17 protein-coding genes are annotated in these 20,720 nt (G+C 74.5%); 8 read left to right on the plus strand and 9 right to left on the minus strand.

Annotation, left to right across the window (positions count from 1 at the left end; genetic code table 11):
• Nucleotides 1-98: 98 nt before the first annotated feature.
• From GA0070213_RS00895 to GA0070213_RS00920, 6 genes are all read right to left on the minus strand, one after another.
• Complete coding sequence (locus tag GA0070213_RS00895) at nt 99-665, minus strand: copper resistance CopC family protein (protein WP_091055596.1); 567 nt, start codon at nt 663-665, stop codon at nt 99-101.
• Nucleotides 662-1,897, minus strand: coding sequence for a Dyp-type peroxidase (locus tag GA0070213_RS00900; protein ID WP_091056601.1), 1,236 nt, complete (start codon nt 1,895-1,897; stop codon nt 662-664). Before GA0070213_RS00900 ends, GA0070213_RS00895 begins: the two co-directional genes overlap by 4 nt.
• 53 nt (nt 1,898-1,950) lie before the next feature.
• The gene (locus GA0070213_RS00905; RefSeq protein WP_091055600.1) at nt 1,951-2,541 is read right to left on the minus strand and encodes a copper chaperone PCu(A)C; all 591 of its coding nucleotides are present in this window, start codon (nt 2,539-2,541) and stop codon (nt 1,951-1,953) included.
• A 162-nt stretch (nt 2,542-2,703) separates the two neighbouring features.
• Nucleotides 2,704-3,096, minus strand: a complete 393-nt coding sequence (locus tag GA0070213_RS00910) for an SCO5389 family protein (RefSeq protein WP_091055602.1) — start codon at nt 3,094-3,096, stop codon at nt 2,704-2,706.
• Nucleotides 3,097-3,248: 152 nt separating this feature from the next.
• Nucleotides 3,249-8,711: an ATP-binding protein gene (locus GA0070213_RS00915; RefSeq protein WP_091055605.1), complete on the minus strand. Its 5,463-nt coding sequence runs from the start codon at nt 8,709-8,711 to the stop codon at nt 3,249-3,251.
• 219 nt (nt 8,712-8,930) lie between these two features.
• On the minus strand, nt 8,931-9,161 hold the full coding sequence (locus tag GA0070213_RS00920; protein ID WP_091055608.1) for a DUF2188 domain-containing protein: 231 nt from the start codon (nt 9,159-9,161) through the stop codon (nt 8,931-8,933).
• Nucleotides 9,162-9,576: 415 nt separating this feature from the next.
• Between GA0070213_RS00920 and GA0070213_RS00925 the strand changes: the two genes are divergently transcribed.
• Both GA0070213_RS00925 and GA0070213_RS00930 read left to right on the plus strand, forming a co-directional pair.
• Nucleotides 9,577-10,629 carry a S1 family peptidase gene (locus tag GA0070213_RS00925; RefSeq protein WP_091055611.1) on the plus strand — a complete coding sequence of 351 codons (1,053 nt, stop codon included), beginning with the start codon at nt 9,577-9,579 and terminating at the stop codon, nt 10,627-10,629.
• Nucleotides 10,630-10,774: 145 nt separating this feature from the next.
• A complete protein-coding gene (locus GA0070213_RS00930; protein WP_091055613.1) occupies nt 10,775-11,437 on the plus strand; it encodes a class I SAM-dependent methyltransferase in 663 nt (220 codons plus the stop codon).
• Nucleotides 11,438-11,443: 6 nt separating this feature from the next.
• On the opposite strand, the gene GA0070213_RS00935 is transcribed toward GA0070213_RS00930, so the two are convergent.
• On the minus strand, nt 11,444-12,649 hold the full coding sequence (locus tag GA0070213_RS00935) for a sugar efflux transporter (protein ID WP_245716199.1): 1,206 nt from the start codon (nt 12,647-12,649) through the stop codon (nt 11,444-11,446).
• Nucleotides 12,650-12,746: 97 nt separating this feature from the next.
• Between GA0070213_RS00935 and GA0070213_RS00940 the strand changes: the two genes are divergently transcribed.
• Nucleotides 12,747-14,048, plus strand: coding sequence for a DUF1800 domain-containing protein (locus tag GA0070213_RS00940; RefSeq protein ID WP_091055616.1), 1,302 nt, complete (start codon nt 12,747-12,749; stop codon nt 14,046-14,048).
• A 12-nt stretch (nt 14,049-14,060) separates the two neighbouring features.
• A complete protein-coding gene (locus GA0070213_RS00945; RefSeq protein ID WP_091055618.1) occupies nt 14,061-15,302 on the plus strand; it encodes a DUF1501 domain-containing protein in 1,242 nt (413 codons plus the stop codon).
• Between the two features lie 15 nt (nt 15,303-15,317).
• Here GA0070213_RS00945 and GA0070213_RS00950 read toward each other — a convergent pair whose 3' ends face one another.
• On the minus strand, nt 15,318-16,892 hold the full coding sequence (locus GA0070213_RS00950) for an FMN-binding glutamate synthase family protein (protein WP_091055621.1): 1,575 nt from the start codon (nt 16,890-16,892) through the stop codon (nt 15,318-15,320).
• 62 nt (nt 16,893-16,954) lie between these two features.
• Between GA0070213_RS00950 and GA0070213_RS00955 the strand changes: the two genes are divergently transcribed.
• From GA0070213_RS00955 to GA0070213_RS00970, 4 genes are all read left to right on the plus strand, one after another.
• Nucleotides 16,955-17,542: an RNA polymerase sigma factor gene (locus GA0070213_RS00955; RefSeq protein WP_245716200.1), complete on the plus strand. Its 588-nt coding sequence runs from the start codon at nt 16,955-16,957 to the stop codon at nt 17,540-17,542.
• A complete protein-coding gene (locus GA0070213_RS00960) occupies nt 17,535-18,248 on the plus strand; it encodes a hypothetical protein (protein ID WP_091055624.1) in 714 nt (237 codons plus the stop codon). The genes GA0070213_RS00955 and GA0070213_RS00960 overlap by 8 nt, the downstream gene beginning before the upstream one ends.
• A gap of 69 nt (nt 18,249-18,317) precedes the next feature.
• Nucleotides 18,318-18,827, plus strand: a complete 510-nt coding sequence (locus GA0070213_RS00965; protein WP_091055626.1) for a hypothetical protein — start codon at nt 18,318-18,320, stop codon at nt 18,825-18,827.
• Nucleotides 18,828-18,866: 39 nt separating this feature from the next.
• Nucleotides 18,867-19,424, plus strand: a complete 558-nt coding sequence (locus GA0070213_RS00970; RefSeq protein ID WP_091055628.1) for a DUF5872 domain-containing protein — start codon at nt 18,867-18,869, stop codon at nt 19,422-19,424.
• Between the two features lie 7 nt (nt 19,425-19,431).
• Here GA0070213_RS00970 and GA0070213_RS00975 read toward each other — a convergent pair whose 3' ends face one another.
• Nucleotides 19,432-20,625: an endo-1,4-beta-xylanase gene (locus GA0070213_RS00975; protein WP_091055630.1), complete on the minus strand. Its 1,194-nt coding sequence runs from the start codon at nt 20,623-20,625 to the stop codon at nt 19,432-19,434.
• Nucleotides 20,626-20,720: the final 95 nt, after the last annotated feature.

Consider the following 20,720-nt stretch of genomic DNA (forward strand, 5'->3'; position numbering starts at 1 on the left):
GCCGGTGGGCCGGAGGCCGCGGGGACGGGGACGTGGGCTGGTGCACGGTGCGGAACCTGGTTTCGGATCGGGTCGCCGGGTGGCCCCGGCCGCATGGGTCAGGAGGCGCGACGGCGCCGAGACAGCAACACGCCCGCGCCCGCCACGGCGAGGGCGCCGGCCACGGCACCGGCCACCAGGGCCACCGGGGGCCCGTCGTCGCCGTCACCGGCGGCGGAGGCGGGGCTCGCCGACGCGTCGGCGCCGGCCGTCGCGGGCGTGGTCGACGCCGTGGGCGCGGCCGGGTCGGCCACGGTGAAGCGGTACGACCCCTGCACCGGATGCCCGTCGGCGGAGACCACCCGGTAGGCGACGGTGTAGGTGCCGTTGGCCAGCGGTTGGTCCACGGTCACGGTGCCCGCCGTGCCCGCCACCGCCGGCGCGCCGGTCGGCACCTTCCGACGGTCGGCGTCGCTGAGCACGATGGTGGTGAACTCCGGGTTGAGTCGTTGCCGGAAGCGCAGCGTCACCGAGGTCGGCGCGGCGGTGAGCCGGGCGTCCTGGGCGGGCGTGGCCGACTGCAACGCGTTGTGCGCCGCGGCGGGTGTGGCCGGCGCCAGCAGCAGCGCGGTGAGCACCGCGGCGAGCGCGGCGGCGGCGGAGCGAGCCTTCCCGGCCGTGGTCATCCCAGCACCTGCTCGCCGATCCAGCCGCCCTCCGGGCAGCCGGGCGGCACGGCGAAGACGGCCGAGCCGATCGGGGTGGTCCACTCGTTGAGCAGGTCCCGTTCGGCCAGCCGGCGCTGGATGGGCAGGAACTGGCGGGCGATGTCGGCCTGGTACGCGGCGAAGATCAGGCCGCTGTCCGCGTGTCCCTCGGCGGTCGGCGCGCCGTCGTAGTTGTAGGGCCGGCGCAGGATCCTCAGCCGGTCGTCGGTGACGCGGGCCCGGGTGAGGTGCGAGAAGTCCGGGATGACGGTGAGCCCGTCCGGCCCGAGCGCGGCGAAGTCCGGCTCGTCGTGCTCGGCGGCGCCGGTCAGCGGCGCGCCGGTGTCCAGTCGGCGGCCCACCGCGACCTCCCGGTCGGCGCGGCCCAGCAGGTCCCAGGTCTCCAGGTTCATGCTGATCCGCCGCACCACGAGGGTGGTGGAGTCGCGCAGCCAGCGCGGCCCGTCGGTCACCCACACGGCGGTGTCGGCCGGGGTGCCCGGCTTCGGGTTGGCGGTGCCGTCGAGCTGCCCGAACAGGTTGCGCTGGGTGCGCCCCGGCTCGGCGCCGGCGGCCCGGCGGAAGCCCTGCTGCACCCAGCGCACGGCGGCGAACGGCCGGCTGTCCTTGACCAGGACGCGTTGGGCGTGGGCGACGGTGAGCGGGTCGTCGGCGCAGATCTGCAGCAGCAGGTCCCCGCCGGTCCAGCGGGGTTGCAGCCGGTCGACGCGGAACGCCGGCAGGTCGGCCACCGACGCGGGCCGGCGGTCGGCGCGCCCGGCGGCGGCGTACAGGCCGGGGCCGAAGCCGACCGTGACGGTGAGCCGGGCGGGCAGCAGGCCGAGTTCCGGTTCGGTGTCGGCGAGTGACGGCCGGCCCTGGGTCAGTCGGGCGGCGTCGTCGGAGAGCAGTCGCAGCATCCGGCCGAGCGCGGCCCGGTCGACGCCCGGCTTCAGGGTGAACGCCACGAATGCGGCGTGCGCCTGCGGCTCGGTGGTCACCCCGGACTGCCGGGCGCCGTGGAACGGCTCCACGGCGTCGCCGACCTGCGCCACCGGCACCGGCTCGGGGCGTACCGCCGGGGCGTCGGTGCGGGTGGCGGCGACGGCGCCGGCGCCAGCGCCAGCGAGCGTGCCCCCGACGGTGAGCGCGCCGCCGGTGAGCAGGCCACGCCTGCTCACCGCACGGCCCGTGGGAGAGCCCTCGGTCATGCCGTGCCGACTGGGCATGCCCTCACGGCCCTCGCTTCGCTCGGTGCGTTCGGTCATGCCGTGGGGCTCGTGCTCATCTCCGGCATCGGGGAGTCGCCGTGGCCCGGGGCGTAGGACTCCTGGGCACCGGTGAACGGCTTGGCCACGGCGCTGAAGGTCTGGGTGCGGCCGTCGGCGAAGGTGAGCGTGAAGCTCAGCTCGTCGCCGGCCTTGACCGGCTTGGCGATGTTCATCAGCATCAGGTGGTCGCCGCCGGGCTCCAGCGTGGCGCGGGAGTGCGCCTTGACCACGATGCCGCCCTCCTTGGGCTGCATGACCATCTTCCCGTCCTTCATGGTCATCTCGTGCAGCTCCATCGGGGACACCTCGGTGGCGGCCTTGGTGATCGTCACGTCGGCGTCGCCGTCGTTGACGAGCGTGCCGAACGCGGCGGTCATGCCCTTGTCGGCGGCCTTCACCCACGGGTCACTGATGCCGAGCACCCCGGCCGCCGCGCTCGCCGAGGCCGAGGCCGACGCCGACGCCGTCGGCGCGGCGGTGGTCGAGCCGTCGGCGGAACCGCAGGCGGCGACGGACGCGGCCAGCAGGGCCGCGCCGATCAGGGCCGCCGGGCGCCGGAGTCGGCCGGTGGTGGTGCTGGGCATGACGGTGTCCCCTCGACGATCGGTGTTCGTACCGTTGGTCGGGACCGAGGGGCGGATAGTTCCGGCCGGTGCGATCGGTCACCCGCACGCGTCGGCTCCCCGGTCCGGGTGCGTTCGTTGTCGCCTGGGCGACAACAAACGCACCCACCGCGGGCCCGGCGGTCAGCAGTTGCGCAGCGTGGGGGACTGGTTGAGCAGTTGGCCGCGGCTGGAGGTGAACCGGCGGTACGCCTCGGAGTCGGCGGCGGACGGCCGGAACGCGGCCACCCGGTGGCAGTTCTGGAACGCCAGCCGTACCCCGAAGTGGCGTTCCAGGCCAGCGCGGATCGCGTCGCTGGCCAGCGCGCGCAGCAGTTGCCCGCGTTCGGCGTCGCCCGGTGGCGGGACGACGTTGTCGGTGAAGTCGGCGTCGGTGGTCGCCAGGTCGTCGACGACCCGGCTGACGGTCTCCCAGGCGTACGGCAGGGAGTCGCGGACGCAGGCGACGAACGCCTCCTCGTCGACCTCCCCGGTCTCGGCGGCGTGCAGCAGGGTGGGCGGAACGGTGAGCGACACGGGTCTCCTCCTGTCTTCGGAAACGACAACCGTTTCCATTAACGTGACGAGGTGAGCAGACCACGAGCCGCGGATCGGGTCAAGCACCGGCGCACACGAAGCGGCGGACGGCCCCCGAAGGGGTCCGCCCGCCGCAGTCGGCGCGACCGGGGTCAGCCCAGGCGCGCCTCGATCGCCTCGATGACGCGGGGACGCAGCTCGGCGGCGCGGACCACCGCGTCCACCGAGCCGACCTCCACCGCCCGCTGGATGCTGTGCACCCGGTCGAACTCCGTGGCCACCTCGCCCAGCTTCTCCGCCCGCACCGACGAGCGCAGCTCGTCCAGCTCGGCGGTCAACGTCGCGCGGTCGGTGACCGCGGCGGCCGCGATCCGGCCCTCCAGCTCGCGTACCCGGGGATCGGCCGCGGTGCGCGCGGCGACCTCGCCGGCGAAGACCACGGCGGCGGCCGGCGCGCCGCCGAGCACCGAGGCGAACGAGCCCTCGATCGCCAGCACGGTCATCGCCGGGTTGAGCGCCTTGGAGAACACCACGAACGCGCCGCCGTGATAGCGGGAGATCACGCAGAACACGATCGGGCCGCGGAAGTTCACGATCGCCCGGCCGATCTCGGCGCCGTACTCCAGTTGCAGCTTGCGCATCGACTCCGGCGAACCGTCGAAGCCGGACAGGTTGGCCAGCACCACCAGCGGCCGGTTGCCGCTGGCCGCGTTGATCGCCCGCGCCGCCTTCTTCGACGAGCGGGGGAACAGCGTGCCGGCGGTGTAGGTGTCCGGGCCGTCGGTGGGCGGGAAGCCGTGCCGAGGCACCGACCGGGACTCGATGCCGAGCAGGCACACCGGGATGCCGCCGAGGTGCACGTCCTGCACCACCGCGGTCTCCGCGTCGGCCATGCCGGCCCACCGCTCCAGCACCGGGTGGTCCTGGTCCGCGAGGGCGCGCATCACGGTACGGATGTCGAACGGCTTCTTCCGGTCCGGGTTCGCGGTGGCGGAGAAGATCTCGCCGACCGTGGTGAAGTCGCCGCCGGCCACCGTGTGCGGGAACGTGGTGACGTCCCGGTCCACCGGGTCGGTGGTGGTGGCCCGGCGCGGCGCGTCCTCGCCCGGCGCCACGTACGTGTGGTCGTAGTGCGCCATCAGCACGTCGCGCGCGGCCGGCAGGTCCGGCGCCCAGTACTGTGCCTGCCCGTTCGGGCCCATCACCCGGTCGTAGCCGCCGATGCCGAAGTTGTCCTCGGCGGACACGCCGCCGGAGAAGTCCAGCGACTGCTTGCCGGTCAGCACCATGGCCGAGTCGGGCGTCATGACCAGCACGCCCTTGGTGTGCATGAGCATCGTGGCCTCGGCGTTCCAGTACGGCTGGGCGCCCACGGTGATGCCCGCCACCACGATGTTGATCTCGCCGCCGGCCTGGGTGAACTCGACGATCCGCTTGAGCGCGGCGGCGACCCAGTCCATGTTCTCGGTGCCCGAGGTCATCGAGATCCGGGCGCCGGCGGAGAGCGCGTACCACTCCAGCGGCACGCCCATCCGCTCGGCCAGGTCGAGCGCGGCGATCACCCGCCGGCACTCCGGCTCGGAGAGCGCGCCGAGCGACTTCGTCGGATCGCCGAGCAGCACCACCCGCGTGACGCCCTGCGGGTGCCGCGGCGTCGGCGTGGTCACCACGCCGGCCACGATCGCCGCGGCGTTGCGCCCCTTCGGCCGGTCCACCGGCACCAGCGTGTGGTCGGCGTCCAGGTCGTGCTCGGTGAAGTCGCCGAGCAGGCCGGTCAGCTCGTAGGGGTAGACCGTGTTGCGGCTGGCCGCCCGCAGCACCTTGAGCCGGTAGTCGTCCAGCGGCTGGACCGCCTCGGTCGGCGGCTCGCCGACGGTGAGCCGGCCGTGCCCGGTGACGTCGAAGGCGATCCGCACGCCCACCTTGACCAGCTCACCGGTGCGGCGGTCACGCTGCCGCCCGATGAACAGGATCTCCTCCAGGTCGGCGCCGACCGTCGTCGGGCGCACCCGGGCGGCGATCAGTTCCATCTCCTCGCGGGTCAGCTCGCTCGGCGGCCAGACGTAGATGACGATCCGGTTGGTCGGGAACCGGACCTTCGACGGCCGCCGGGACTGCGCCCGGCGGATCGAGTCGATGCAGGCCGCCACCGTGTCCTCGGTGGTCGGCAGCGCGACCAGCCGGCCGTCCTGCTCGCGCAGCTCGGTCAGGTCGCGGACCTGGGCGAACGCCACCAGTCGCTGGTCCGACGGGTTCTCCCGCGCGGCGGCCTGGAAGAGGTAGACCTCCTCGTCCAGCGACGGCAGCCGGGTCAGGTCGAACCCGTGCAGCCGCTCCAGCTGCATCCGCTGCGCGATGTACGGGTGCAGGCCGCGGATCAGCCGCTCCTCGGCCATCGCGGTCCCGTCCGGGCGGAACGTGAAGTGGTGGTGCATCACCGCGCCGCTGCGACCGGCCACGGTGGTGGTGAGCCGGCGGACCCGCTCGGGCAGCGGATGCGCGTTGATCACGTCGAGCAGCGCGGCGGCGGTGGCGTCCTGGTCCTCCGGCTGGCTCTCCCAGGCCAGGTAGATGTCGGCGTCGACGGCCTCCTCGCCCTGGGACACCTCGGCCAGCCCGCGCAGCGCGTCGCCGAGCGCGTCGAACCGGACCGCGGCGGAGACGACGCTCGAGGAGGCGCGGCCGGCCACCACGAACACGCAGCCCCCGGCCGTGCGGGTGCTCACCCCGGTGAGCGCCCGGTTGCCGTAGTAGCGCCGGGTCAGCACCTCCAGCATGGTGGCGTTGTCCAGGTTGTCCCGGACCAGACGCTGGCCGAGCAGCCGGACCAGCGGCTCGGTGCTGCGCACCATGTCGGCCACCCGCTCGGCGCGGTCCGGCGCGTCCGGGTGGATGTCGAGGTGTCGCAGGTGCGCGCGGACCCGCGCGTACACCCCGGCCCGGTTACGGCGCAGCAGCGGCTGGGCGAACCAGGCGAACACCACGCCCCGGGCCAGGTCGGCGACGACCGGGAAGCGGACCTGGGTGGCCGAGATCAGCCGCTCCAGGGCCAGCCCGGCCGGCTCGCGCAGCGCCTCGTCCGGCGGTGGCTCCCGCAGCCAGGAGCGCAGCAGCGCGGCGATCGCGGTGGCGTCGGCGGTGGCCCGCTGCTGGGCCAGGAAGATCCGGAACACCGCGGCCTCGAGCGCGGGGGAGCGGTCCAGCTCGGTGACGCCGTAGTGGCCGAGCGCCTTGGCCAGGCGGGCCCGGAACTGCTCCGGCGACCCGGCCCGCTCCACGTCGAGGCTCTGCAGGTAGGTGTGGAAGTGCTCGCGGGCGCTGTGCAGGTGACCGCCCGGGCCGTCGTCGCCGGAGGGCCGGTTGCGGCTCAGCTCGGCCAGGTCGGCGAAGACGTCGACCAGCTCCAACTCCTCGGCCAGCGGTCGGTGCCCGGCGTCGGTGGCGGCCCGTCGCGCGTCGAGGTAGTCGTCGAGCACCCGGCGCTCGTCGTGCGGGTCGACGTCGAAGCCGAGCAGCAGGCCGCGCAGGTCCTCCCGGCCGCGCTCGGCCCGGCTGCGCGCCGGCGCGTCGGCGGGGGCGGCCGGCAGGTCCAGCTCCACCGCCGGCTCGTCCGGGGCGGCGGCGGTCTCGTCGTCGGTGTCGGCGAGCGGCTCCAGGCGCAGCAGCGGCGCGCCGGCCTCGACCTGGGTGCCGACCGCGACGGCGGACTCCTTGAGGCGGGCCCGGAACGGCGCGCGCAGCACCGTCTCCATCTTCATCGCCTCCAGCACCAGCACCGGCGCGCCGGCCTCGACCTCCGCGCCGATCTCCAGCGGGGTGGCGACGACCAGCGCCGGCATCGGGGAGCGGACCACGCCGCCCTCGTCGCGGCTGATCCGGTGCGTGACGCCGTCCACCTCGACCAGGTGGACCGGCCCGTGGGTGCCGGTGAGCAGCCGGTAGCGGACGCCGTTGACGGCGATCTGCCCGGTGTGCCGGTCGAAGCGGTCCAGCTCGACGTCGGCGGTACGCGCGTCGCCGCCGACCTCGATGCCGACCCGGAACCGGTGCGGGCCGACCCGGGCCACCCGCATCCGGTAGCTCACGCCGCGCAGCTTCAGGTCCAGCGGCCGGCCGCTGCGGTGCTGCACCTGGGGGCGACCGCCGGCGGCGGTGGACAGCAGCCGCTGCCGTTCGGCGGTCTCGTCCTCCTCGTACGCCTCGATCGCGGCGGCGGCCAGCGCCACCGCGGAGTGCCGGTGCGCGACGAGCCGCCCCTCGCCCCGGACCCGGTCGATCCAGCCGGTGTCCGCGCTGGCGTCGATCACCTCGGGCTGGTCGAGCAGGTCGAGCACGAAGCTCTTGTTGGTGGCCCCGCCCTCGATCACCACGACGGTGTTCGCCATCGCCCGGCGCAGCCGGCCGAGCGCCTCGTCCCGGTCCCGGCCGTACGCGATGATCTTGGCGATCATCGAGTCGAAGTCGGCCGGGATGGTGTCGCCCTCGCTGACCCCGGTGTCCACCCGGATGCCCGGGCCGGCGGGCAGGTCCAGCCGGGTGATCCGGCCGGGGGAGGGGGCGAAGTCGCGGTCCGGGTCCTCGGCGTTCAGCCGCGCCTCGATCGCGTGCCCCCGCTCGGCCGGCGGGCTGCCCTCCAGCCGCCCGCCCCCGGCGACGTGCAACTGCGCCTTGACCAGGTCGAACCCGGTGGTCGACTCGGTGATCGGGTGCTCCACCTGGAGCCGGGTGTTGACCTCCAGGAAGGCGAACAGCCGGTCGCCGGGGTGGTAGAGGAACTCCACCGTCGCCGCGCCCCGGTAGCCGACCGCCACGGCCAGCCGCTCCGCCGACGCCTTCAGCTCGGCGGTCTGCTCCGGGCTCAGCACCGGCGACGCCGACTCCTCGATCACCTTCTGGTTGCGCCGCTGCACCGAGCAGTCCCGGACGCCGAGCGCCCACGCGGTGCCCTGCCCGTCCGCGATCACCTGCACCTCGACGTGCCGGGCGCCGGTGACCAGGCGCTCCAGGAACACCACGCCGCTGCCGAACGCCCGGGCGGCCTCCTGGCTGGTGCGCTCGTAGGCGTCGGCCAGGTCGGCGTCGCTGCGGACCACCCGGATGCCGCGCCCGCCGCCGCCCGCGGTCGCCTTCAGCATCAGCGGGTAGCCGATCTGCTTCGCGGCGGTCGTCGCCGCCTCCAGGCTCTCCACCGCGCCGCGGCTCCACGGCGCGACCGGCACGCCGACCTCCTCGGCGATCAGCTTCGCGCCGATCTTGTCGCCGAGCTTGCGCATGGCGTCCGGGCTCGGCCCGACGAACGTGATGCCCACCTTCTCGCACAGCTCGGCGAAGGCCGGGTCCTCGGCCACGAACCCCCACCCGACCCACGCGGCGTCCGCGCCGGTCTCCACCAGCGCGCGTTCCAGCACCTTCAGGTCGAGGTACGGGCGGGCGGACGCCGGCCCCAGGTCGTAGGCGACGTCCGCCTCGCGGACGAACGTGGCGGTGCGGTCGACGTCGGTGTACAGCGCGACGGTCTCGATCCGGCTGCCGGTCTCCGCGGCCAGTTCCCGGACCGCGTGGATGAGCCGCATGGCGGCCTCACCACGGTTGACGATGGCGACACGGGTGAACACGTGACCGTCCCCTTCGGTTGACCCACGGTGGAGCGCCGGGCGGCGGCGGTGCCCCCGGCCTGCCTCACCCTTCCGTCTGCCAGCGAGTGGCGCCATATCGTAATCACCGAACCCTGACCGGGAGCAGTTGTAGGAACCCAACAAAAGTTTTTAGCGGAAATGCGGACGGCGCCGGACCCTCGCGGGTCCGGCGCCGTCCGGCGCTCGTGGGGCTGTGGCTCAGCCCGGGATCTCGCGGGGGTCGCGGCTGCGCGGGTACGTGTTCTTCTCGCCGATCGTGCCGTCCTGCTTCTTGATCACGTGCTCGGTGCCGCGCTCGGCCGCCATGTCCCGGCCGGCCGCCTCCGCCTCCGCCTTGGTGTCGTGGCGGCTGGTCGCCCGCTCGTTGCCCTCGGGGCGGTTCTTCCACTGCCCGTCCTGCTGGTAGGTGTCGATGTCGCCCTTGGCCATGCCGTCAGCTCCCTCGGATCCGTGGTCGATGACAAATGTCTGCCCCGGGGAGCCGTGTGCTAATCCTGCCGCGTCCCGGGCCGACCCGGGTGGGCGCGTGTCGATTGCTCGATATCTTGCCGGGTCCCGTCATCTGGTCGGTGGGGTCGGCCCGGGGTTCCGCAGGGGTGGCCCCGATCGCGTTACTCACCAGTAAGGACGTGGCCGAATACCGCCAATCGGCCGAGTCGGAGCCGATCGGGCCTACGTGATCCAAAGGATGAGATCAGGCCCTCCGGGAGCAACCGGGACGCTTGCCATTGATGACGAACGTGTGACAACTTCGGCGAAGCCCGAACGGCCGAGCCTCACCGGCCGAAACGGCTGCCCGGGGCTGCCGAAAGGCCGCCCGTGCTCAGCTCCAGGAGGTATCCACATGCGACTCTCCGGGTCAACGCGGCGTTCCGCCACCGCCCTCACGGTGGCCGGCGCGCTGGTCGCCGGCTCCCTGGCCGGCGCACCCGCACACGCCGCACCCGAGATGTCCGCCACCCCCGAGAAGGCCACCGCGCTCGCCGCCGCACTCGGCGACCGCTCGGCCGGCACGTACGCCGCCACCGGCGGCACCATGGTCGTCACGGTGACCGACGACGCCGCCGCGGCGAAGGTCCGCGCGGCCGGCGCCACCCCCAGGCTCGTCACCCGCGGCGCCGACGAGCTGGCCCGTGCCACCTCGGCGCTCGACAGGTCCGCCCGCATCCCCGGCACCGCCTGGTGGACCGACCCGGCGACGAACCAGGTCGTCGTCTCCGTCGACAGCACCGTCACCGGCGCGAAGCTCGCCCGGGTCGAGGCCGTCGCGAAGCAGCTCGACGGCACCGTCCGGATCGAGCGCGAGGCCGGCACGCTCGGCACCCGCATCGCCGGCGGCGAGGCCATCTACGCCCAGGGCGGCGGACGCTGCTCGCTCGGCTTCAACGTGCGCAGCGGCAGCACCACCTACTTCCTGACCGCCGGGCACTGCACCGCCATCGCGGCCACCTGGTACGCCGACTCCGGCCAGAGCAGCCAGCTCGGCACCGGCGGCACCGGAAGCTTCCCGGGCAACGACTACGGCATCGTGCAGCACACGAACGGCGCCGCGGCCGAGGGCAGCGTCTCGCTCTACAACGGCGGCAAGCAGGCCATCACCGGGGCGGCCGACGCCTACGTCGGGCAGTCGGTGCAGCGCTCCGGCAGCACCACCGGCCTGCACGGCGGCACGGTCGAGGCGCTGAACGCCACGGTGAACTACGCGGAGGGCAGCGTCTCCGGGCTGATCCGCACCACCGTGTGCGCCGAGCCGGGCGACAGTGGCGGCTCGCTGTTCAGCGGCAGCAGTGCGATCGGCCTGACCTCCGGTGGCAACGGTGACTGCTCCTCCGGCGGGACCACCTACTTCCAGCCGGTCACCGAGGCGCTCAACGCGTACGGCGTGAGCATCCTCTGAGCGATCCGCACCGGCACGGGAGGTCATCGGGCGACCGGTGGCCTCCCGTTTTGCCGTGCCAGCAAGTTTCCTTGCCGGCCCGTCGTCGCTCGCGCACGATGACGGTGCCGGGCCGCCGAAGCGCCCGGCGGCGAAGGAGGCAGGCATGACCGGGCACCACCACCAGCACCAGCAGAACCCGCCGGCGGACACCGACCCGGCCGAGTTCTGGGACGAGCGCTACGGGCAGTCCGACCGGATCTGGAGCGGCCGGGTCAACCCGGTGCTCGCCGAGGTGGCCGGCGCCCTGCCGCCCGGCACCGCGCTCGACCTGGGCTGCGGCGAGGGCGGCGACGCGATCTGGCTGGCCGGGCAGGGCTGGCGGGTCACCGCCGTGGACATCTCCGCCGTCGCGCTGGAGCGGCTCACGGCCGAGGCCGCGCGCGCCGGTGTGGCGGACCGGATCACCGCCGTACGCCGCGACGTGCTGGCCGAGGGCTTCCCGGCCGGCCGTTACGACCTGGTGTCGGCGCAGTTCTTCCAGTCCCCGCTGGTCCTGCCCCGGGAGAAGGTGCTGCCCCCGGCGGCCGAGGCGGTAGCGCCCGGCGGCCGGCTGCTCGTCGTCGAGCACGGCGCGCCGCCGCCGTGGTCCGGGCTCGACCCCGACGACCCGCGCTTCGCCAGCCCGGAGGAGATCCTCGCCGCGATCGGCCCCGACCCGGACCGCTGGGAGACCGAGCGGTGCGGCGCGGCCCGCCGCACCGCCACCGGTCCGGACGGCCACCCGGGGGAACTGGTCGACCACGTGGTCCTGGCCCGTCGCCGCTGACCGCCGTCAGGCCGGCGCGGCCGGCCGGGGCCGGGGCCGGGTCAGCAGCAGGACCAGCAGGCCGGCCGCGCACAACGCCGTGTTCATGACGTACGCCCACCGGAAGCCGACCTGCGTGGCGAGCCCCAGCAACGGGCCGGCGAGCATGGCGCCGATCGGGAACGTGTTGGTGAACAGCGTGGTGGCGCGGCCGGGCTGGCCCGGCAGCAGGTCCTGCACGTAGGCGATGCCGACGCCGGACACCGCGGCGATGAACAGCGCGTTGACCAGCTGCGCGCCGAGCAGCACGCCGACGCTGGAAGCCACGGCCGCGATCGCGTAGTAGGCGGCCCCGCAGCCGCCGCCGAGCAGGATCAGCGGCCGCAGCCGGACTTTCGCGGTGAGCGCACCCAGCCCCAGCATCAGCGGGATCTCCAGCGCCGCGCAGAGACCCAGCACCAGGCCCGCGTCCGCCGGGTCACCGCGCAGGTCACGCCCGATGAACAACGGCAGCACCTGCACGCCGAGCGTCAGCGGGCACTGCAACATGGTGAACGCGACAACGGTCAGCGCCAGCCGCCACCGCGACGCGCCCGGTGGGTCGGCGCCCCGCTCGTCGGGGGCCGACCGCGGCGGCACGGGCAGCTCCTCCAGCCGGATCGCGGCGATCAGCGCCGCCAGCGCGTACAGGACGGCGGCTGCGCCGTAGACCAGCCGGAAGCCGCCGACGGAGAGCAGGACCGCGGCCAGCGGCGGCCCGCCCACCCAGGCCAGTGAGAAGACCGTACGCATGGCGCTGATGCCGAGCGCGGCCCGCCCCGGACTGTCCCGGTCGAAGAGCTGGCGGGCGTAGGCGAACGACTGCGGGAGCAACGACCCGGCCAGCGCCGTGAGGGTCACGGCCAGCCCCAGCAGGATCCAGTAGTCGCGCACGAACGCGGTCAGCCCGGTGCCCACCATCCCGGCCAGCGAGGCGCCCACGAGCAGCCGCCGGCGGATCGGCCACCGGTCCGACAGGCGCCCGACCAGCGCCGCGACGGCCACCCCGGACAGCGGCGCGACGACCAGGAACACGGTGACCCGCAGCGGGTCGGCGCGCACCTCGGAGTCGAGGAACAGCGTCAGGAACGGCATCACCACGGCGAAGGAGGTGCCGGCGGCCAGGAACACCAGCACCAGCGGCAGCAGCCGGAGGCGGCCGGCGCGCACCGCCGGCCTGGTGTCCACAGCCATGGCGATCACGGTACGCCGTACCGGTGACACGCTCGCGCAGGTGACCCGTACACCGTCCTTACCGCCCTCGAACATCGCGCCGCTAACGTCGGCTCACATGACGGAACGCGAAGCGGTGGCGCACCTGCTGCGCCGGGCGACGTTCGGGCCGACCGCCGACGAGGTGGACGCCGCCGAACGGGCCGGCTTCGGGGCCACCCTCGACCGGCTGCTCACTCCCGACGGGCCGGACCGGGGCGCCGCGGCCACCCCGGCCCCGGCGTTCGGTCCCGACCCGGCGGCGGCGCTCGGCAAGGACGCCGGACGGGAGCAACGCCAGCAGGCCAACCGCGAGCGCCGGGCACAGGTGACCGCGCTGACCGCGTGGTGGCTGGCGCGGATGGTCGCCGCCGAGCACCAGTGCGACGAGAAGCTGCTGTTCTTCTGGCACGGACACTGGGCCACCGGCGCGCAGAAGGTCCGGTCGGCGGCGCTGATGCAGCGGCAGTTGCAGACGCTGCGGCGGCTCGGTCGGGGCCCGCTCGTCCCGCTCGTCGACGCCATGGTGCGTGACCCGGCGCTGATCCTCTGGCTCGACGGCCAGCAGAACACCCGCCGGGCGCCGAACGAGAACCTGGCCCGGGAGCTGATGGAGCTGTTCACGCTCGGGATCGGTGGCGGCTACGGCGAGGTGGACGTCAAGGAGGGCGCCCGGGCGCTCACCGGCTGGACGGTGGACCGGGGCACCGGCACGGCGCGTTTCGTCGCCCGGCGGCACGACCCGGGCCCGAAGGTGATCCTCGGCCGACGCGCCGCCTTCGACGCCGCCTCGTTCGCCGCGCTGCTCGCCGGCCGCCCGGAAGCCGCCCGGTTCGTCGCCGGCCGGCTCTGGTTCCGCTACGCCGGCGCGCAGGTGCCGGCCCCGACCGACCTGGCCGGCCCGGACACCGTCGGCACGCTGCGCCGGATCTTCACCGCCCCCGCGTTCGCGCAGACCCGCGACACCCTGGTCAAGCAACCCGTCGAGTGGCTGGTCGGCGCGGCCCGACAGTTGGGCGTGCGCCCGGCGGCGCTGTCCGAGGCGGGTCGGCGGCGGCTGCTGTCCGGGCTGAACGCCCTCGACCAGGTGCCGTTGCGCCCGCCGAGCGTCGGCGGCTGGCCGGCCGGCACGGCCTGGCTGACCACCTCGTCGTTGCAGGCCCGGCTGCGCCTGGCCGACCAGTTGGCCGGTGCCGCCGACGCGGCGGTGCTGGACCGCCTCGCCGCCGCACCGCCGGCCGGCCGGCCCGAGGCGCTGGCCCGGCTGTTGGTGGTCGACCGGTGGAGCGACCGCACCCGGGCCGCCCTGGCCCCGTTGGCCGGTGAGCCGCGCCGGCTGCTGGTGGCCGCCCTGGTCAGCCCCGAGTACGCGGTCAGTTGAGAGGAGCGATCCGTGGATGTCCTGACCCGACGGCGGTTCCTGGTGGCCAGCGGCGTGGTCGGCGCGACCGCGCTGGCCGGCGGCGCCGCCGCGTACCGCCTGCGTGACGTGCTCGCCACCGCGGGCGACGGTGACCCGCGGGCCCGCACCCTGGTGCTGGTCACCCTGTACGGCGGCAACGACGGCCTGCACACCGTCGTGCCCCACGCCGACCCGGCCTACCGGGACGCGCGGCCCGACCTGGCGTACTCCGCCGAGGAGGTGCTGCGGCTCGACGACGGTGTCGGCCTCAACCCGGCGCTCCCCGGCCTGCACCGCGCGTACGGCGAGGGCCGGCTCGCGGTGGTGCGCGGCGTCGGCTATCCGAAGCCGGACCGCAGCCACTTCCGGTCCATGGACATCTGGCACACCGCCCAGCCGGACCGGCCGGGCACCACGGGCTGGCTGGGCCGGTGGCTCGACGGCGCCGGCGGTGACCCCCGGCTGGCGGTCTCGTTCGAGCCGGCCCTGCCCCCGCTGCTGGCCGGCGAGCGCGGTGCGGGGGCGTCGGTGCCGGTGACCGAGCGGGAGACGACGCCGCGACTCGGCGCGGAGGCGCTCGCCGCCCTCGGTGCCGCGGCACCCGGCGAGTCGCCGGCCCGGGCCCGCGCCGCGGCCTGCTTCGCCGACCTGCGGGCGGTCGACGGGATGGTCCGGCAGGTCCGGGCCGCCGACGACGGCGAGGGCGCGGAGGACGACGGGGAGTCCGCACCGGCCACCGCCACCGGTGGTGCCCGGGCGTCCCTGGACGCGCAGCTCGACCTGGTCGCCCGGTGCGTCGAGGCGGGCGTGGTCACCCGGGTCTTCTCGGTCTCGCTCGGCGGCTTCGACACCCACGCCGACGAGAAGCAGCTCCAGCAGGTGCTGCTCGGGCAGCTCGACGCCGCGTTGAGCCGGTTCGCCGACCGGATGGGCCGCACCGACGCCGGCCGCCGGGTGGTCGTGGCGGTCTACTCCGAGTTCGGCCGGCGGGTCCGGGCCAACGCCTCCGACGGCACCGACCACGGCACCGCCTCGAACGTGCTGCTCCTGGGCGCACCGGTCGACGGCGGCCTGCACGGCGAGCCGCCCAGCCTGACCGACCTCGACGACGGTGACCTGAAGTTCACCACCGACTTCCGGGACGTCTACGCCACCCTGCTGGAGCGGGTGCTGGACACCGACCCCGGCGCGGTGCTCGCCGGCTGGCGGGGGCGGCTCACCGGGGTGCTCTGACCACGCGACCGCCGGTCAGCCGACGGCGGTGGCCGACGGCGGCGCGCTCCCGCCCTGCGGCGCCTCCGGCGTCATCAGCCGGACGATCTCCGCCCGGTCGGCGGCCGACGGCAGCCCCCACTCCGGCCGGTAGCCGTACACCTCGTCCAGCGGGGTGGAGGCGGTCCGGCCGTCGACGATCTCGACGGAGTCGGTGCCGATCAGCCCGGGGTGTTCGACGCCGCACGCCTCGGCGACCTTGACCAGGTCCCGCCGGAGCGTACGGATGTAGTTGGCGGCCCGCACCGACTTGCGGGCCGGGTCCAGGCCCCGCGCCAGCCACGCGTTCTGGGTGGCGACGCCGGTCGGGCAGGTGTCGGTGTGGCACTTCTGCGCCTGGATGCAGCCGATCGCCAGCATCGCCTCCCGGCCCACGTTGACCAGGTCGGCGCCGAGCGCGAACGCGACCACCGCGTTGTCCGGCAGGCCGAGCTTGCCGGCGCCGACGAACACCACCTGCTCGTGCAGGCCGCGCTCGGCGAACGTCCGGTAGACGCGGGAGAAGCCCTGCTGGAACGGCAGCGACACGGAGTCGCTGAAGATCAGCGGGGCGGCGCCGGTGCCGCCCTCGCCGCCGTCGACGGTCACGAAGTCCACGCCGCGGCCGGTCTCGCGCATCAGCGTGGTCAGCTCCTCCCAGAAGCCCAGGTCACCCACGGCGGACTTGATGCCGACCGGCAGGCCGGTCTCGGCGGCCAGCAGCTCCACCCAGTCCAGCAGGCTGTCGCAGTCGGAGAACTCGGCGTGCCGGGACGGGCTGACGCAGTCCTGCCCGGCCGGGATGCCCCGGGTGGCGGCGATCTCGGCGGAGACCTTCGCCGCCGGCAGCAGCCCGCCGAGGCTCGGCTTGGCGCCCTGGCTGAGCTTGATCTCCAACGCCCGCACCGGCGCGCCGGCCACCAGGTCCTTGAGCCGGTCCAGGCTGAACCGGCCGCGCTCGTCCCGACAGCCGAAGTAGGCGGTGCCGAGCTGGAAGACCACCTCGCCGCCGTTGCGGTGGTACGGCGACAGCCCACCCTCGCCGGTGTTGTGCAGGCAGCCGGCGAGCGCGGCGCCGCGGTTGAGCGCCTCGATCGCGTTGCCGGAGAGCGAACCGAAGCTCATCCCGGAGATGTTGACCACCGACTCCGGCCGGAAGGCCCGCGCCCGCCCACGGGCCGCGCCCAGCACCTTGGCGCAGGGCAGCGCCACGTCGTGCCCGGCGGCCGGCGTCGACGGCGGTACGGCCCGACCAAATGTGCGGTGCTTGATGATCGGGTAGCCGCGGGTGTGCTCGATGTCGTTGTCGGTGCCGAAGCCGAAGTAGTTGTTCTCCTGCTTCGCCGAGGCGTACACCCAGCGGCGCTGGTCGCGGGTGAAGGGCCGTTCCTCGTCGTTGCCGGCCACGATGTACTGGCGCAGCTCGGGCCCGATCGACTCGAGCAGGTAGCGGGCGCGGCCCAGGACGGGGAAGTTGCGCCGCAGCGCGTGGTCACGTTGCAGCAGGTCCCGGGCCGCGACGGCGGCGACGGCGGCGACGGCGGCGGGTACGGCTCTTCTGGCCCAGCTCATCCCGCCACTCTTTCCGCCGGGGCCACCGGTCAAACTCCGGTGGAACCCCCGCCGCGCGGGCGGTGTCAGGGAAGTGGACCGAGGCGGAGGTTGCCCTGGACGACGAGGAGATCGTCACCCGCGTACGCGCCGGTGACCGGGAGGCGTACGACCTCCTGGTCGCCCGGCACACCGCGTCCGCGTACCGGACGGCGGTGCTGCTCGGCGCCGGCCCGGACGCCGAGGACGTCATCCAGGAGGCGTTCGTGAAGGCCTACCGGAAGCTGTCCCGCTACCGGGGGGACGCGTCGTTCCGTTCCTGGCTGCTCGCGATCGTGGCCAACGAGAGCCGCAACCTGCACCGCTCCCGCGGCCGGCGCGACGGGTTGGTGTTGCGGGCCGCGGCGGCGGCACCGGGGACGGAGGCGACCGCGGACGACGGGCTCGGCGCGGTCCTCGCCGCCGAGCGCCGGGCCGCGCTGGTGGGGGCGCTGCGCCGGCTGCCCGCCCGGGACCGTGCGGTGATCGCCTGCCGCTACCTGCTCGACCTCACCGAGGAGGAGACCGTGACCGTGCTGGGGCTGCCCCGGGGCACGGTGAAGTCGCGCACCCACCGCGCGCTGGCGAAGCTGCGTGGCCTGCTCGACCGCGAGGTGGCACACCGTGGATGAGCTGGAGCGGGAGCTGCGGGCGCTGTCCGCCTGGCTGGAGCCGACCGCGCCGCCGGACGTGGTCGCCCGGGTCCACGCCCGTGTCGCCGCGCCGCCGCGCCGGCGCCGGCGGTACTGGTTGTCCGCCGCGCTCGCCGCGCTGCTCGTGGCGGCGCTGCCGCCGGGGCGCGCCGCCGTCGCCGACGCGGTGTCCGGGTTGCTGCGGTTCGCCGGGGTGGTCGTGGACACCTCGGGCGCCCCGGCGTCACCCACCGGAACGCCGTCGCCGCTGCCGGGGCAGCGCCCGGTCGCGCCCGCCGAGGCGCAGCGGCAGGTCCGCTTCCCGATCCGGGTGCCGGCCCGGCTCGGCGCCCCCGAACGGGTGCTGGTCGCCGACCCGGACGGCGCGGGCGCCCACCGGGTGGCGAGCCTGCTCTGGCGGGGCGGGGCGTTGCGCCTGGACGCGTTCGACGGTTCGCTCGACGTCGCGTTCCACAAGCAGGCCGCCGGCGCGGACGTGACGTTCACCCAGGTGCACGGCGACTTCGCGATCTGGGTCGGTGGCCCGCACGCGCTGGCGTACGTCGATCGGCGCGGGACGGTGCGGGTGGCCACCGCGCGCCTGTCCGCCGCGACGCTGATCTGGCAGGACGCCGGGGTGAGCTACCGCCTGGAGGGCGACCTCACCGAGGGCGAGGCGCTCGACATCGCGGGCTCGCTGGGCTGAGCGGGGAACCTCCCGGGCGTGGCCGGTGTCCTGGTGACGGGTTCGTCGTCGATCGATCGGGGGTGCCGGATGTCCCGTCCGGGCAGGATCTCGCTGGTGTCGGTGCTGCTGCTGGGCGGCTGCACGAGCTCCGGATCGCCGACTCCGCCGCCGGCCGCGTCGAGCGCCGCCACACCGGCCGCGTCGACCGGCTGTCACTCCCCGGTGGCGACGGGTCGGCTGCCGGACTGGGCGGACGCCGGGTTCAGCGGGGACACCCGGATGGCACACGTGCTCGGCGACCGGGGCGAGATCGTCGCGATCCTGTTCGGGCACCCGCTCACCGTCAGCCGGAGCGGGGGGCCGACCAACAAGATCCTCTGGGTGGGGCGTCCGGCGTCCGCCTCGCCCGACCCGGCGGCGTCCACCACGCTGGTGATCACCGCGACGCGCGACGGCAGCGGCGCCCGGGTCACCCGGGAGGTCGCCGGTGGCCCCGGACCGTCCATCGTCGACCTGCCCGCGGCCGGGTGCTGGCACCTGCGGCTTGCCTGGTCCGGCCGGGTCGACACGATGGACCTCGCCTACGCCGCCGCCTGAGGTGGGCATGGCCGCGCCCGCTCCGGGTAACGCCGGGTCATGGCGAAGTACACGAAGCCGGAGCTCCGGGAGCAGCTCAAGGAGGAGATCAAGGCCTCCGACAAGGGGGGCCGGCCGGGGCAGTGGTCGGCCCGCAAGTCGCAGCTGCTGACCAACGAGTACAAGAAGCGCGGCGGGGGCTTCGAGGGCCCGAAGGACGCACGACAGCGCTCGTTGCAGCGCTGGGGCGGCGAGCAGTGGCAGACCCGCTCCGGTGACACCCGTGCCCGGCACGACGGCGAAACCGAGCGTTACCTGCCGAAACAGGCATGGGAGGAGCTGTCGGAGAAGGACCGGCGGGCGACCGACACCCGCAAGCGGCGCGCGTCGCGCTCCGGCCGGCAGTACGTCCCGAACACCGGCCCGGCGAAGCGGGCCCGGCGGGACGCGACCGCCGCCGAGCAGGTGACCGAGCTGCCGGTGGCGGAGGCGGCCAAGCTCGTGCGCGGACTCGACCGGCGCCAGCTCGACGCGGCGCTGCGCCGGGAGCGCCGCGGCAAGGCCCGCAGCACGCTGATCCGGCGGCTGGAGTCGGAACTCCGCCGCCGGACAGCGTGAGCGTGGCCTACCGGCGCGGCTGCTGCGGTACGCGGGGCAGCACGAACGGCGGCCCGGAGTAGATGAGGTCCGCCTTCAACTCCTGGTAGGACCGCTTCGGCCGGTAGTTCTCGTCGTAGACGGTGGCCAGCCCCTCCGGCGGGTCCGAGAACGCGCCCGGCACCCAGGAGTGCTTGTCGGTGAAGCCCCAGAGCGTGAACGACAGGCAGTGCCGCTCGGCCAGGCAGGCCCGCAGCAGCGTGCTGAAGTTGGCCGCGGACGCCTGCAACCGGGGGTTGATCTCGGCGGAGTCGCCCGCCTGCACCCCGGCGGTCATCTGGCTGCGCACGTCCACCTCGGTGAACGCCGTCGCCAGACCCAGCCCGGCGAACTTCCGCAGCGCGGCGACGACCTGGAGGGTGTCGTAGTTGCCGTACTGGGTGCCCAGGTGGCCCTGGCTGCCGACGCCGTCGATCGGCACGCCCCGGGCCCGCAGGTCACGAGCCATCTCGTAGACGAACTGCGTCTTGTCGTCGGCCGGGTTGCCGGAGCCGAAGGCCTCGATGTTGTAGTCGTTGTAGAACAGCAGCGCCTTCGGGTCGGCGGCGCGGGCCCAGCGGAAGGCGTCGGCGACGTAGCCGGGGCCGAGGTGCTGCGCCCAGAAGCCCTTGTAGTGCAGGGTGGACGGGGTGTCCCAGGGGTCGCTGACCGCCTCGTTGACCACGTCCCACTGCCAGATCTGGCCCTTGAAGTGGCGGACCACGGCGGTGATGTGGTCGCGCAGGATCTTCCGTAGCTCGGCGGTGTCGATCGAGCCGTCCGCGACGCCCTCGGTGAGCCAGGTCGGCAACTGGTTGTGCCAGACCAGCACGTGGCCGCGGACCCGCTGCTGGTGCTGGCGGGCGAAGGCGACCAGCTCGTCGGCCGGACCCCAGTTGTAGGTGCCCCGGGTGGGCTCCAGGCTCTCCCACTTCATCACGTTCTCGGCGGTGACCGTGGAGAACTCGGAGCCGGCCAACTCCCGGTAGCGGGGCTCGGCGGCGTTGTCGAGAGCGGCCATGTCGACTGCGGTGCCCACGTACAGGCCGTGGCGCTTGGCCAGGTCGCGCAGGCTCTGCGTGGTCGGGTCGTAGGGGCGCCCGGCGGTGGCGGGCACGACGTTGAGGGCGGCGGCGGTCGCGACGGCGACGAGGCCGGCGGCGAGCCAGCGGCTCGGTTTCATGGTGGTCCTTCCGGCGAGCGCGAACGTCCGAAACTTCCGGGAACATTTCCGAAACTCGGCCGGAACGTTACGGCGGTCGATGCGGCCCGTCAATC

Source organism: Micromonospora humi, assembly GCF_900090105.1.
GTDB lineage: Bacteria > Actinomycetota > Actinomycetes > Mycobacteriales > Micromonosporaceae > Micromonospora > Micromonospora humi.